The sequence below is a fragment of the Flavobacterium sp. CYK-55 genome (assembly GCF_018413465.1).
Classification (GTDB): Bacteria; Bacteroidota; Bacteroidia; order Flavobacteriales; family Flavobacteriaceae; genus Flavobacterium.
In genome coordinates, this window is the sequence record NZ_JAHCDK010000010.1 from 61,042 (window position 1) to 74,941 (window position 13,900).

At 41.2% G+C, this 13,900-nt stretch carries 10 protein-coding genes and 1 tRNA gene; 3 read left to right on the forward strand and 8 right to left on the reverse strand.

Going from position 1 to position 13,900, the window contains the following annotated elements; translation table 11 throughout:
- Positions 1 to 23: 23 nt before the first annotated feature.
- Positions 24 to 953, reverse strand: coding sequence for a bifunctional riboflavin kinase/FAD synthetase (locus tag KIH23_RS10950; RefSeq protein WP_213213530.1), 930 nt, complete (start codon positions 951 to 953; stop codon positions 24 to 26).
- 230 nt (positions 954 to 1,183) lie between these two features.
- On the opposite strand from KIH23_RS10950, the gene KIH23_RS10955 reads away from it, so the two are divergent.
- Entirely contained in the window at positions 1,184 to 3,907 is a 2,724-nt protein-coding gene (locus KIH23_RS10955; RefSeq protein ID WP_213213531.1) for a reprolysin-like metallopeptidase, read from the forward strand.
- Positions 3,908 to 4,009: 102 nt separating this feature from the next.
- Entirely contained in the window at positions 4,010 to 6,694 is a 2,685-nt protein-coding gene (locus tag KIH23_RS10960) for a reprolysin-like metallopeptidase (RefSeq protein ID WP_213213532.1), read from the forward strand.
- A 46-nt stretch (positions 6,695 to 6,740) separates the two neighbouring features.
- Here the strand turns inward: KIH23_RS10960 and KIH23_RS10965 are convergent, their stop codons facing one another.
- The 4 genes from KIH23_RS10965 to KIH23_RS10980 all read right to left on the reverse strand — a co-directional run bounded on the left by KIH23_RS10965 (position 6,741) and on the right by KIH23_RS10980 (position 9,872).
- Positions 6,741 to 7,256 (reverse strand): hypothetical protein, encoded by a 516-nt coding sequence (locus KIH23_RS10965; protein WP_213213533.1) that lies wholly within the window; start codon positions 7,254 to 7,256, stop codon positions 6,741 to 6,743.
- Position 7,257: 1 nt separating this feature from the next.
- Positions 7,258 to 7,824: an aminoacyl-tRNA hydrolase gene (gene pth / locus KIH23_RS10970; protein ID WP_213213534.1), complete on the reverse strand. Its 567-nt coding sequence runs from the start codon at positions 7,822 to 7,824 to the stop codon at positions 7,258 to 7,260.
- 282 nt (positions 7,825 to 8,106) lie between these two features.
- Positions 8,107 to 8,712 carry a 50S ribosomal protein L25/general stress protein Ctc gene (locus tag KIH23_RS10975; RefSeq protein ID WP_213213535.1) on the reverse strand — a complete coding sequence of 202 codons (606 nt, stop codon included), beginning with the start codon at positions 8,710 to 8,712 and terminating at the stop codon, positions 8,107 to 8,109.
- Positions 8,713 to 8,930: 218 nt separating this feature from the next.
- Positions 8,931 to 9,872 (reverse strand): ribose-phosphate pyrophosphokinase, encoded by a 942-nt coding sequence (locus KIH23_RS10980; RefSeq protein WP_213213536.1) that lies wholly within the window; start codon positions 9,870 to 9,872, stop codon positions 8,931 to 8,933.
- A gap of 283 nt (positions 9,873 to 10,155) precedes the next feature.
- Between KIH23_RS10980 and KIH23_RS10985 the strand changes: the two genes are divergently transcribed.
- Positions 10,156 to 10,235 (forward strand) — tRNA-Leu (locus tag KIH23_RS10985).
- A gap of 370 nt (positions 10,236 to 10,605) precedes the next feature.
- Here the strand turns inward: KIH23_RS10985 and KIH23_RS10990 are convergent.
- The 3 genes from KIH23_RS10990 to KIH23_RS11000 form a co-directional block, all read right to left on the reverse strand.
- Positions 10,606 to 11,040, reverse strand: a complete 435-nt coding sequence (locus KIH23_RS10990; RefSeq protein ID WP_213213537.1) for a LexA family protein — start codon at positions 11,038 to 11,040, stop codon at positions 10,606 to 10,608.
- A complete protein-coding gene (locus KIH23_RS10995) occupies positions 11,031 to 12,305 on the reverse strand; it encodes a Y-family DNA polymerase (RefSeq protein WP_213213538.1) in 1,275 nt (424 codons plus the stop codon). Before KIH23_RS10995 ends, KIH23_RS10990 begins: the two co-directional genes overlap by 10 nt.
- Positions 12,306 to 12,528: 223 nt before the next feature.
- Positions 12,529 to 13,899 carry an NADH-quinone oxidoreductase subunit N gene (locus tag KIH23_RS11000; RefSeq protein ID WP_213213539.1) on the reverse strand — a complete coding sequence of 457 codons (1,371 nt, stop codon included), beginning with the start codon at positions 13,897 to 13,899 and terminating at the stop codon, positions 12,529 to 12,531.
- Position 13,900: the final 1 nt, after the last annotated feature.

The window sequence follows — 13,900 nt, forward strand, 5'->3', positions numbered from 1 at the left end:
TTCTGAAATAACAATGCTGTTGATCAGCGGTTTTTTAGGTAGTTTCGGGTAATGTCTAAATCACGGCTAATGGCTTTCGTGAGCGCATCAAGCGATTCGAATTTTTCTTCATCACGGATGCGTTCCAAGACAGAGATGTCAAGCTTTTGTTCGTAAAGATCTGCTTCAAAATCTATGAAATAAACTTCTATTGAAAGGTTTTGTCCGCTTACTGTCGGGTTGGTTCCGATGTTCATCATACCATAAGTCAATTTTCCGTTGATGTGGCTTTGAACGATATAAACCCCTATTTTTGGAATCAATTTATAATCAATTCCGAGTTCGATATTGGCTGTCGGAAAACCAATAGTTCTGCCAAGTTGCCTACCTTTTTTTACTGTCCCACTCAACAAGTACGGATAGCCCAAATACTGGTTTGCCAATGTTATTTGACCTTCTTGTAGCGCAGTTCTGATTTTGGTTGAACTCACCGAAACATCTTCAATCTGTTGTGCGGATATTTGCTCAACTTCAAAGCCATATTGGTGCCCAAAATCAATGAGGTCATTAATGTCGGCAGTGCGGTTACGTCCGAAACGGTGGTCGTAACCAATCACAATTTTTTGAATATTGAGTTTTTCAACGAGAACTTTTTTGACAAATTCTTCAGCAGTGAGTCGAGAAAAACTGTGGTCAAAAGGATGAATAATTAAATAATCCAAACCGGTTTTCTCCAGCAACAGTGTTCGTTCTTCAATAGTGTTGAGTAATCTGATTTCAGATTGGTCTTGCAAGACCATTCTCGGGTGCGGAAAAAAAGTCAGAATGACACTGGCACAATGACTTTGTTGTGCACTGCTCAAGAGTTGTTGCACAATTTTTTGATGTCCGATATGAACACCGTCAAATGTGCCGATTGTGACAACGGTTTTTTGATGGCAGCTGAAAGAATCTATTGAGTGAAAAATATTCAAACGTGGTAAATTTTCTTGTGGCAAAGTTAATTTTTCTGAATGATTTTTTTCAAATGATTTTTTACACTATGATTGATGATTGTAATAACGTTGTGTTTTGATGCTTAAGTTGTCTTAATATTTAAAAAGTAGAGTATTTCTATAGCAATCTGTTAAAAAATACAATCTAATTATCAAATTATTACAAAATAGATAGTACCTTCGCATCGCATTAACCCACTTAAATTGAAATGAAAAAACTATTACTCACCTTGACTGTTGTAATGACTATGGCAGGAGCATATGCTCAACGAAAAGTGACCTGGTCTTACACTTCTGAGAAAGTTGCCGATTCACAAAGAATTAAAGAAGAAAACTATTCTCAAAACCAACAACTACTTAAAATTGACTTGGCTAATTTTAAACAAAGTTTAGCTGGTGTTCATGAAAAATTCTCACAACAACCAGGTCTTTTGGTTAATTTTCCGAATATTTCTGGACAAATGGAAACTTATGAAGTTTGGGAAAACTCAAACTTTGAAGCTGAATTGCAGGCTAAGTTTCCTGAAATCCGTTCGTATGTCGGAAAAAGTTTAGACAATCCGGGATCAACCATACACTTCAGTTTATCGCCTGACGGAGTTCAGACTATGGTGATGCGTCCTGATACAGGAAGCGAATTTATAGAGCCATACAGCAAAGATCATTCGGTGTATATTTTGTTTGATTCAGCAACCAGATTGGCTAACCGTTTACCGTTTAATTGTAGTACCGTTGATCAGAGAATCGGTGCTGAATTAGCTGAAAATCCGAGTGTTGCCAATAGAGCAAACAATCAGCTCTACAAGACCATGCGTCTAGCGCTTTCTTGCACGGGCGAATACGGTGTTTATTTTGGAGGTACTGTTGCCGGTGCAATTGCGGGTATGAATGCCACAATGACGCGTGTGAATGCCATTATGGAAAACGATTTAGCGGTTCACTTGAATATGATTGCCAACAACAATTTAGTTGTATATACCAATGCTTCAACAGATCCGTATTCGGCTGCCGGAGCAGGTTCTGGTGGTGCATGGAATGCTGAATTGATGAACAACTTACACAACGTTCTTGGCGATAGTGCTTTTGATATTGGCCACTTGTTCGGAGCTTCTGGAGGTGGAGGAAATGCCGGATGTATTGGATGTGTTTGTTCAAACGTATTGTCAACCGGAGGTACAGCAGAGAACAGTTATAAAGGTTCAGGATATACTTCTCCATCAAACAACGTTCCTGCCGGAGATACTTTTGATATTGATTATGTAATCCACGAAATGGGACACCAATTAGGAGCCAATCACACTTTTTCACACAATATAGAAGGTTCGGGAGTAAACGTAGAGCCAGGAAGTGGTTCAACCATTATGGGTTATGCGGGAATTACCAATTATGATGTTCAATCTAATTCAGATGCATATTATACCTATAGAAGTATTCTTCAAATACAAACAAATTTAGCAACAAAGACTTGTCCGGTAAGTACACCAATTGTAAATACACCGCCAACAGTTACAGCACCTGCTGATTTTGCTATACCATCAAATACTCCGTTTGTCTTAACAGCAGAAGTTTCTGATGCTGAAGGTGATACTCTTACCTATTGCTGGGAACAAAACAATACAGCGACCTCTGCTTCAAGTGGTGCGAATTCAGTTGTTTCGCCAACTAAAACTACCGGGCCAAACTTTAGATCGTTTATTCCTAAAGCGGTTAAAGAAAGATATATGCCAGACATGACTAAAATTTTGGCGGGGACTTACAATGCTAACTGGGAGTGCCTTTCAACGGTAACAAGAGCATCAAAGTTTACGCTTACTGTTCGCGATAATAACCCGTCTGGCCCACAAACAACTACTGATGAAGTAATTGTAACGACCAAAACGGCTTACAACAGCACAACTGCTCCAACTGGTGCGGGTCCATTTACAGTAACCTCTCAGAACACAACAGGAATTTGTTGGGCACAATCAAGTACACAAACCATTACTTGGGATGTAAACAATACAACCAGTTTGACAGGTTCAACCAATGTAAACATTAAATTGTCAACTGATGGAGGCTTAACATTTCCGCATGTTTTGGCCGCTGACACGCCAAATGATGGTTCTGAAGATATAGTTGTACCCAACATTGCCGCGTCACAAACTTGTCGTGTAAAAGTTGAACCAACAGGGAACTACTATTTTGCGGTTAACTCTAAAAACTTTTATGTAGGTTATGAGGCGGTTAATGCTTGTGATACATACACATTCAACACGCCTTACAACATTCCGGACGGAAGTAACAATTATACTTCTAAAACCATCAATGTTCCTACTGCAGGTACAATTACTGATGTAAACATTTCACTTAATGTAACACATCCAAATATTCAAAATTTGACTTTTGCTTTTGTTCGCCCGGGCGGCTCTTTGTCTACCTTGTTTACACAAATATGCTCAGGTAGTTCTGATATAAATGCAACTTTTGATGCTCAAGGAACCACTTATACTTGTGCCAGTCCGTTGGCAGGCAATATCATTCCGCCGTCTAATTATAATATGTCTAGTTTGAATGGCTTAAACAAATTAGGAAACTGGCAATTTGGAATCAAAGATAACGTGGCCGGTAATGCAGGAACGGTAAATTCTATTGCTCTAGAGATTTGCTCAACCAGTTTTGTGTTGTTGTCAAATAACGAGTTGACTTTCCAAAATTTAGCGGTTTATCCTAATCCATCAAACGGAAACTTTACAGTTGAGTTCCAATCAAAATCAAACAACAAAATTGGAATTGAAGTTTATGATATCAGAGGAAGAAAAGTATTCGGACAATCTTTTGATAACAATGGAATGTTCCGTGAAAACCTTGCTTTGTCAAACATTCAACCCGGTGTTTACATGGTTTCTATTCTTGACGGTGATGCCAAAACAGTCAAGAAAATTGTTGTTGAATAATCTAAACATTCTAAAAGTAAATATTAAACGCCTCTTCAAGGGGCGTTTTTTTGTTTTACATAAATTGTATATTTGAGCTTTATTAACCAATAAATTGCTGTCATGAAAAAAGTATTATTTTTTGCGGTTGCTTTTATTTCAGTCTCAATGAGCTATGCCCAAGATATCATCTGGAAGAAAGTTGACCATGTTCCTTCAGGTTTGGCCTTATTAGCCAGAGACTCAAATCCAACTGAATTCAAAATTTTTAGTTTGAACATAGAGGTTTTGAAAGCTCAGTTAGCCTTGGCTCCATCGCAAAACAATACCGGCCAGGAATCACAAATCATCATAGCATTTCCAAATGCGCAAGGTGAAATGAAACGCTACCGTGTTTACGAGGCCTCAGTAATGGATCCGGCTTTGGCTATTAAGCACTCAGAAATTCAATCGTATGTTGGCTTGGGGGTTGATGACCCAACAGCCAGAATCAGATTCAGTACAACTATTTTTGGATTACACACGATGACTTTGTCAGGAATTGACGGGGCCACTTTTATTGACCCATACACTAAAGATTTGAGTTATTATATGGTGTTTAACAAGTCAAAATTAACAACCAACAAAACCTTCAAATGTGATGTTGCAGATACTGAAATTGACCTAGTTGATACTATATTAAATCAGTCACCATTAAATCGTGCCAACAATAGTTTATTTAAAACTTATCGATTGGCTTTGGCTTGTACTATTGAATATGCTGCTTTTCATGTAAATGCAGCAGGAGTAGGTTCAGGAACTTTAGCTCAGAAAAAAGCCGCAGTTTTGGCTGCGATGGTGGTAACCATGACTCGAGTGAACGGTGTTTACGAAAGAGATATGGCACTAAGAATGGTTTTGATTGCTAATAATGAAAACATCATCAACATTACTTCAGATACTTTAGACAACACCAACGCCAATAATGTTCTTTTAGATCAAAATCAAACTTTCATTGATACCACAATTGGTAGTGCAAATTATGACATTGGTCACGTTGCCAGTACCGGCGGCGGTGGAGTTGCTACACCTCAATCACCGTGTAATGACGGTATCAAAGCACGAGGAGTTACCGGATTACCATCACCAGTAGGCGATGAATACGATATTGATTTTGTGGCGCACGAAATGGGTCATCAGTTCGGATGTTCGCATACTTTTAATGGTGATCAAGGAAACTGCGGGGGCGGGAATCGCGTACAAACTTCTGCCTATGAGCCCGGAAGCGGTTCAACTATAATGGCTTACGCCGGAATTTGTTCTCCGCAAGATGTACAATTGCACTCAGATGCGTACTTTCATGCCAGAAGCTTACTGCAAATGATTTCATTTGTCAATGCCGGAGGAAACTGCGCAGTAGCAATAGCCAACAATAATAACCCACCGGTAGTTAATGCAGGAGCAAGTTATACTATTCCCAACGGCACACCATTTGTGCTCACCGGCTCGGCTACTGACGCTAATGAAGATTCTTTAACCTATTGCTGGGAGCAATACAACTTTAGTTCATCAACAGCTTTGCCTTCGCCAACAGCCACCGGAGGGCCAAACTTCAGGTCGTTTAATCCAACGGCTTCACCCAAAAGATATTTTCCGGTATTCTCTAGTGTTTTGGCAAATAATTTAGCCCCAACTTGGGAGGTTATTCCAACGGTTTCACGCTCAATGGTTTTTTCGCTTGTCGTGAGAGACAACCGAAGCCCACTGGGAGGACAAACCGAACGAGGTACCATGAATGTTACTTTTGCCAGTGTAGGACCATTTAGAGTTACCTCACAAAGCACCAATACAGCTTGGGACAGAAATTCTACCCAAACGATTACTTGGGATGTTGCCGGTACAACTGCCAACAATATCAATACAGCCAATGTTAATATTAGATTGTCTACCGACGGAGGGGCTACTTTTCCGTATTTGTTAGCTGAAAACACCCCAAATGATGGTTCTGAAGATGTTATAGCGCCTGAAGTAACATCATCTAATTGCCGTATTATGGTTGAAGCCGTAGGGAATATTTTCTATGCACTCAACACCAAAGCTTTTTATATTGGCTATACTTTGGTAAATGGCTGCAATACCTATACGTTTAATACGCCTTTTAATCTCAATGACGGTTCTAATTTATATACTGTAAAAACCATCAATGTTCCAACAGCAGGAACCATCAGTGATGTAAACATCAGCGTTAATGCAACACATCCGAATTTACAGAATTTAATAATGGCCGTTGCACGACCGGGTGGAGCCATCGGAATTTATTTTAATCAGCAATGCTCCGGAAGTTCTGACATGAATGTAACCTTTGATAGTCAGGCGCCAACACTTACATGTGCGAGCCCAACAACAGGAACCTATGCGCCATCGGGAACACTTAATTTTGATAGTTTTAACGGATTTAGCCAACAAGGAAACTGGCAGTTTGGTTTTAAAGATGTGGTAGCCGGAAATGCCGGTTCAATTAATTCAATTGCACTTGAAATTTGTACTATTTCATTTGTAATGGCCAACAATAATTTTGCTTTTGAAAATTTTGCTTTGGTTCCCAATCCAAACAACGGAGATTTCAGCGTTCAGTTTAATTCAAATTCCAACCGCAACATTCAAATTTCGGTATATGATATGAGCGGCAGAACCATCTTTGATCGCAGCTATGCCAACCACGGATTGTTTGAGCAAGAAGTGCGTTTGCAAAATGCGCAAACCGGAGTTTATCTGGTTTCAATCTCTGACGGTGAAAACAAAATGGTCAAACGCGTTGTCGTTCAATAAAAACCATATTTATATAAAAGAAAAGCCGCTTTGAAAGCGGCTTTTCTTATGGCGTTGTCCAAGAAATATGTTGGACGATTTGTGGTACTTCGGAAATCGTGAAATTAAAATCAACCGAAGTTTTATTTTGACTTTTAGCAACCGATAACTGACCATTTTTGATGGCATAATAACCCGTTTGTCCTTTGCAATAACAAAATCTACCAAAGAGCACTTTTTTCTGCGCCAAAGCTTCATTGGCTAGGCTGATGTTGTCATGATCACTCACTTCAAAAATCACTTCTTCGCGGTATTGTGCGTCTTGTAAATTTCCTTTGACTTTGCGTTTGTAGGTATATTGATAAACGCTTTTGACATTATCATCAACCAATGTATAATACAAGCGGCCAAATTCGTCGGTTTTGAGTTCAATGGCTTTGTGCTGATTGAGTTTTACCGAGCAATCGCCATCTTTTGGACATTCACTGGTAACGGTAATATTAGATTCGGCGACCGTTTGTTTTTTTGATTTGCACGAAAACAAGGTTGTTGCCAATGCTGTAATATAAATCGCTTTCTTCATCTTACTTTCCGTTAAAAGTAGTCATGGTGTTTGAGATGCCTGCTGTTCCGAATGATCTGACAATCTCAGCGCCCAACTGTAAACGCTCGGGCAAAAGTTGGTTTTCTTCGTCTGACCATTCGCCCAAAACATAATTCACTTGTTGGCCTTTTTTAAAAGTATCGCTGATGCCAAATCTAAAGCGTGCATACTCTTGTGTGTTCAAGATTTGCTGAATGTTTTTGAGCCCGTTGTGTCCGCCGTCGCTGCCTTTGGTGCGGATTCTGATCGAGCCGAACGGCAAGTTCAAATCATCGGTGATGACCAATAAATTTTCAAGCGGTATCTTTTCTTTTTCAAGCCAATACTGAACGGCTTTTCCGCTGAGGTTCATATAAGTGTTGGGTTTGAGCAACAAATAAGTGCGGCCTTTAAATTTATATTCGGCCAAATCGCCCAAGCGAACCGTCTGAAAACTCAGTGATTCGGTGCGCGCCAAATGATCTAAAATTTTAAAACCAATGTTGTGGCGGGTATTAACGTATTCAGCGCCGATATTGCCCAAGCCGACAATGAGAAACTTCTTCATAACATCTGAGTTATCTGTGGGCTCGATGGTTTTTGAGGTGAATAAATTTGTGAGCCATTTCATGCGGTAAAAATAGCAAAATTTGTAGATGGTTCTATACGGTGAAACGCAAACCCTAGCCCTGACCGCAGCGGATATCCTTTTGCTAAATGCCCAACTTTGCTTTAACTCAAAAATATCCGAGCAAAAGATATAAGCGTAGGGCAGGTTCCCGGCTCAAAATAAAACATAAAAAAAAGCACCAGCGTAAACTGATGCTTTTGGTATAGTGTTTCGGAAAAATTATTTTTTCTTTCCTTTTGCACCTTTTTCTGCTTTGGCAGCTTCTTGAGCAGCTTTCATCGCAGCACGTGAAATCTTCACTTGACAGATCACCGTGTTGTCTGGGTGCATCAACTTAAAGTTGTTGGTTTCTAATTTAGTAACATATAATTTGTTACCCATTTGCAATTCTGAAATGTTGGCCTCAACAAAATCCGGAAGATTTTTTGGCAAAGCTTTTACTTTCAATCTACGCAAGTTCAAACGCAAATCACCACCCAACAATACACCTGGCGATGTTCCAACGATTTTCACCGGAACTTCCATCATGATTTCTTTGTTCTCGTTGAGTTGGAAGAAATCAATGTGCAAAATTTTGTCAGATACTGGGTGAATCTGAATGTCTTGCAAAATTACATTGGTTGATTTTCCGTTCAAATCCACGACTACTGTGTGTGCGTTCGGAGTGTACACCAAATTTTTAAATGCTTTTTCTTCTGCTGAAAAGTGAATTGGGCTATCTCCTCCGTAAATAACGCAAGGGATCATTCCAGCATCACGTAAGGCTTTAGTAGCTTTTTTGCCTACGCTTTCTCTTTCTTGTCCTTTAATCGTAATCGATTTCATTGTAAAAAAATATAATTAATAAATAAAAATTCTCTGTTGTTAGACTTCAGTTACCTGTGGTCTGTTTTGGGCGTTGCGTTCGTTCCTCACGCCGCGCTATTCGTTTCAATCTTTTACTCCGCTTTGCTCCGCAAAAGGATTTCCACTGCTATCGCTAACGCAACCCTGTTCCAAATCTACGCTTGTTTTTTTCTTGCAGCGCAGCGGTCTTTTTTCTCCTACATTAAGAACTTCCCGCTAATCGAGTTGTTGTTTTGTACCATGCGCATCACATCGGCAAAAAGCGGGGCACAACTCACCACCCTTATTTTTTCAGACGTTCTTTGCAACGGAATCGAATCAGTTACGATCAATTCACTCAGTTGCGAACGCTCGATTTTTTCATATGCATCACCCGATAAAATCGCGTGGGTACAAATAGCTCGAACGCTTAAGGCGCCTTTTTCAATCATCAAATCGGCCGCTTTGGCTAGCGTACCGCCGGTATCTACCATATCATCTACCAAAATCACGTTTCTGCCTTTGACTTCTCCGATGAGTTCCATCGTGTCAATCACATTGGCTGCGCGGCGTTGTTTGTAACAAATCACCACATCAGATTCTAAAAACTTAGAATAAGCATACGCTCTTTTTGATCCGCCCATATCAGGCGAAGCAATGGTGAGATTTTCTAGATTTAAACTTCTTACATACGGCAAAAAAATTGTCGATGCAAAAAGGTGATCTACCGGTTTTTCAAAGAACCCTTGTATTTGGTCAGCGTGCAAATCCATCGTCATGATGCGGGTAGCGCCCGCAGCATCTAATAAATTGGCGACTAACTTGGCTCCAATCGGAACTCTGGGTTTGTCTTTTCGGTCTTGACGTGCCCATCCGAAATACGGAATCACGGCGGTTACGTGTCGGGCCGAAGCTCTTTTGGCGGCGTCTATCATGAGCAACAATTCCATCAGATTGTCTGAACTCGGAAAAGTCGAGCACACGATAAAAACCCTGAGCCCACGAATAGACTCTTCATACGACGGTTGAAATTCGCCGTCGCTGTATTTTGAAAACGTCACTTTTCCGAGCGGTACGCCATAATGCGTGGCTATTTTTTCCGCCAGATGGATACTTTGCGAACACGCAAATATCTTAGCTTCCGGTTCCTGGTGTGGCATTTTTGTCGGTTGTTTTATTCCGTGATTTCACATACAATATGGCTTGTTCATTTCTGAAAAGCCAGACGTATGTAAACGTCTCGGAGGTAGTTAGTTAGTGTGTGTTGCCGTAAATGCGGGGCAAATTTAGAAATAAAAATCAAGTTTCTAAGATTATTTTTCACAAATTTCTTTAGGATATGCTAGATTATTTTTTACATTTGCACCGTGTTTTACAGCAAGCATGATTTTTCATGATTGTTTAAAGCGATAAAGCCAACTGTTGTTGGTTTTTGTCTGTCACGCCCGGATGGCGGAATTGGTAGACGCGCTGGTCTCAAACACCTGTGGGAAACCGTGCCGGTTCGACTCCGGCTCCGGGTACAAAAAGCTCCTCGATAGAGGGGTTTTTTTTTTAGAGCCGAGTCAAAATCTTTTTGTTTGTCGGCTCCGGGTACAAAAAGCTCCTCGATAGAGGGTTTTTTTTTTTTAGAGCCGAGTCAAAATCTTTTTGTTTGCCGGTATCGGGTACAGAAAGCCTCTGAGAAATCTCGATTTTTTCTATTTGTAGAATTTAGAAAATACCTGAAGCCCACTGGGCTTCCTCCTCTTAATATCAAATGGCTCCGGGTACAAGAAATCCTCTCTTTTAGAGAGGATTTCTTGTAGGGCCCTCTGACTGTTAATCAGAGGCTCCTTGAAAAACTTCATCAAATACATGAAGTTAAATTTTATTCGCATTTGCCCAACCGTCTCACTTCACCGCCTTAATCACATAGGTCACTATGCCCCAAATCATCAGTTGGGTTTCATCGGTTATTTGAATCGGTGGATATTTTGGGTTTTCGGGCATGAGCCAAAGTTCTTCTTTTTTGCGTTTGATGCGTTTTACGGTAAACTCGCCATCAACAAAACAAACAGCAATTTTGTGGTTTAGTGGTTCAAGGCTCCGATCTACCACAAGTAAATCTTGATCGTCAATGCCTGCGCCGGTCATAGAATCTCCTTGTACGCGAATGTAAAAAGTAGCCAACGGATGCTCAGAAAGCGCCGTGTTGAGGTCAATGCGCGATTCGGTAAAATCAAGTGCCGGCGACGGAAAACCCGCCGAAACGCCATGACTCACAAACGGTAAAGGTTGTGCATCTTTGAGCTCAGGGGTATAAATAATGTTTTTTTTTACAGACATTTTACAACGAGAATTTGATCCAACTGAGTGGTGTATTTGGGCGAAAGCAACTGCTGTTTCATGTCCCAGGTTTTGGGGCTTTGCGTTCCGAGTTTTATTTTTCGGTCGCCTATTTTTCGATTCACGGCATCAATGGCCTTCATTAGCGGCAAATGTTTCGGGTTTTCGTCTTCAAATAAATCAAATTGTTTTTGATTTTCCGGACTCAATTGGCTCACAATCACGCCCGCTTTGGCAAAAACCAAATCCGGATTCCGCTGGTAAATTTGCGCCAACAAATGAACAGCGGTTTGCACCAAAGTCAGCGTAGAATTTGAAGCAAAAGGCAAAGTCATCAGCTGCTGATAGCTTCGGCTTTTTCGGTGGCCATCCGGGTAGTCCACCGTTTTTAAAAAAACATACACCGATTCACAACACGATTTTTGTGCGCGCAATTTCTCGGCACAAACCGAGGCAAAGGTTGATACGCGTTCGCGCAAAGCATCGTAATCACGCAGCGCGTTCGGAAAACTCCGCGTCACGGCAATGCTCTTTTTTTCGGTGAGCGGCGCTTCAAGATCCAAGACTGATTGCCCTTCGAGTTCGCTGGCCAAACGCAAACCCACTACGCCCATCTGGAGTTTGATCCACGCCCGGTGTTTTGGGTCAACAAAGTCATAAGCGGTCAAGATATTTCGGTCTTTCATCTTTTTAGACAACCTAAAACCAATGCCCCAAACGTCTTCAATTTTCGTCCATTTAAGTGCTTTGATTCGTTTTTCATCAGTATCAATGATGTGCACGCCCAAGGTTTGGTTCGGAAACTTGCGCGCAATTTTGTTGGCTATCTTAGACAAGGCTTTGGTTGGGGCAAATCCCACACAAACCGGAATGCCCACCCATTGCTTGATGCGGTTTTTCATCTGCAAGCCATAGGCGTGAAAATCATCCACACGCAGACCATCAAAATTCAAAAAAGCTTCGTCAATACTGTATTCTTCAACATAAGGTGTATACTGCCGCAGAATTTCAAAAACGCGTTGGCTCAAGTCGCCATACAGCGCATAATTCGATGAGAAAACTTTTACATCGAGCTGTTTTAGCTCTGCTCGCACTTTAAATTCGGGCGCGCCCATCGCAATGCCGAGCGCTTTGGCTTCGTCGCTGCGCGAGATGATACAGCCGTCATTGTTAGACAGCACCACCACGGGTTTTCCGTTCCATTGCGGCTGAAAAACGCGCTCACACGATACGTAAAAATTATTGCAATCTACCAAAGCATACATGGCTTAAAGGTACAATTCAGCCACAAAAAATAAAACCCACAGAAGTTAATTTCTGGTGTTTTTTATCAGAAGCTCATCCGGCTCTGCGCTTTTATCTGGGCTTGCTCAAGACCGCCGCCCAGGATAACCGCTGCGATCCGGGCTAGGGCAGTAGCGGTTGGGCAAAATCTGAACATAAAAAAACCACCCGAAGGTGGCTGTATATTTTTTTTAAAGCAGTTGTTTACCCCAGTAAATCCATCACCAACGACGGAAACAAACCAACGGTCAAGTTGAGTAAAATGGCTACAATCGCTACGGTATAAATCAAAACCGGAGTTCCGGTGCGCGTTTCATTCGGCTCTTTGGTGTACATCGCCAAAATGAGTTTAAAGTAATAACCCACACTAATGATTGAGTTGATGACCGCAGCAATCACCACAATCAAATAACCCGCTTGAATGGTTGGTCCGAACAAAGCCAATTTGGCAAAGAAGCCCGCAAATACCGGAATACCCGCCATAGATAATAAAGCACCGGTCAAAATCGCAGCCAAAAGCGGATTGGTTTTGCCCAAACCGTGAAAGTTTACAATATCTTCGTTGTCGCGGTTTTTGCACACATACAGCAAAACGCTAAAAGCAGCAATTCCCGCTAAGGCATAAGCAGTTGCATAATACAACAACACTGAAGCAGCGCCGGTGGTATTGAGCAAAGTCATAAGCATAAAGCCCGCGTGCGAAATTCCTGAAAAGGCCAACATACGTTTTACGTTGGCTTGTTTGAGCGCCATCAAGTTGCCCACGGTCATCGAGGCAATTGATACCACCACCACAATAATCTGGAACTGATAAGATATCTCGGCGTTCATCGATGTCAAAAGCTTAAACAAAGTAGCCATCGCTGTTACTTTGGCCAAGGTACTCATGGTTGCTGTGGTCAGCGCAGGTGAGCCTTCGTATACATCAGGCGCCCAAAAATGAAACGGAACCGCTGCAATTTTAAAGAACATACCAATGGTCATTAGGGCAATTCCAATCGGAAACCAAATCGGTAATTCAGCCGAACGCGAAAGCTCTGAAATTTCTTGAGTATCAAAAGTGCCCATCGCACCGTAAATCATACAAATTCCGAATAGGATAATTCCTGAGGCGAATGATCCCATCAAGAAATATTTCATCCCGGCTTCGTTGCTTTTTAAGTTCATGCGGTTGCTCGCCGCCAAAACATACAATGAAATCGATAAAACTTCAATTCCTAAAAAGAACATAGCCAAATTGCCAAACGAAACCATCGCTACGGCGCCCGACAAAAGGAAAATTTTGAGTGCCACATAGTCAGACAGTTTGGTCGGATGCGCCTCATAAAAATTGTGGCTGAGCATCACCAAGAAAATCGTCAAAACAATAAACAAGCCCGAAAAACCCGAAGCAAATTTGTCTAAAACCAGCATGTGGTTGTAGAAACTTCCTTCAGTTCCGAACTCTGAAGCCGTCAAGCCCAATATGCCCAGTAAGCCCACTACCGTTAGTGGGATCAATACTTTTCTCAGATTTAGGATTTCAAGCAAAAGGCAAAATATACCCAATCCTACAATAGCAATTAATGTATTCATT

What these genes read in the sequence shown, in the direction of transcription:
- KIH23_RS10955 (WP_213213531.1), top strand. Translation starts at nt 1,184, where the DNA reads ATGAAAAAACTATTACTCACCTTGACTGTTGTAATGACTATGGCAGGA.
- KIH23_RS10960 (WP_213213532.1), top strand. Translation starts at nt 4,010, where the DNA reads ATGAAAAAAGTATTATTTTTTGCGGTTGCTTTTATTTCAGTCTCAATG.
- KIH23_RS10965 (WP_213213533.1), bottom strand. Translation starts at nt 7,256, where the DNA reads ATGAAGAAAGCGATTTATATTACAGCATTGGCAACAACCTTGTTTTCG.
- pth (WP_213213534.1), bottom strand. Translation starts at nt 7,824, where the DNA reads ATGAAGAAGTTTCTCATTGTCGGCTTGGGCAATATCGGCGCTGAATAC.
- KIH23_RS10975 (WP_213213535.1), bottom strand. Translation starts at nt 8,712, where the DNA reads ATGAAATCGATTACGATTAAAGGACAAGAAAGAGAAAGCGTAGGCAAA.
- KIH23_RS10980 (WP_213213536.1), bottom strand. Translation starts at nt 9,872, where the DNA reads ATGCCACACCAGGAACCGGAAGCTAAGATATTTGCGTGTTCGCAAAGT.
- KIH23_RS10990 (WP_213213537.1), bottom strand. Translation starts at nt 11,040, where the DNA reads ATGTCTGTAAAAAAAAACATTATTTATACCCCTGAGCTCAAAGATGCA.
- KIH23_RS10995 (WP_213213538.1), bottom strand. Translation starts at nt 12,305, where the DNA reads ATGTATGCTTTGGTAGATTGCAATAATTTTTACGTATCGTGTGAGCGC.
- KIH23_RS11000 (WP_213213539.1), bottom strand. Translation starts at nt 13,899, where the DNA reads ATGAATACATTAATTGCTATTGTAGGATTGGGTATATTTTGCCTTTTG.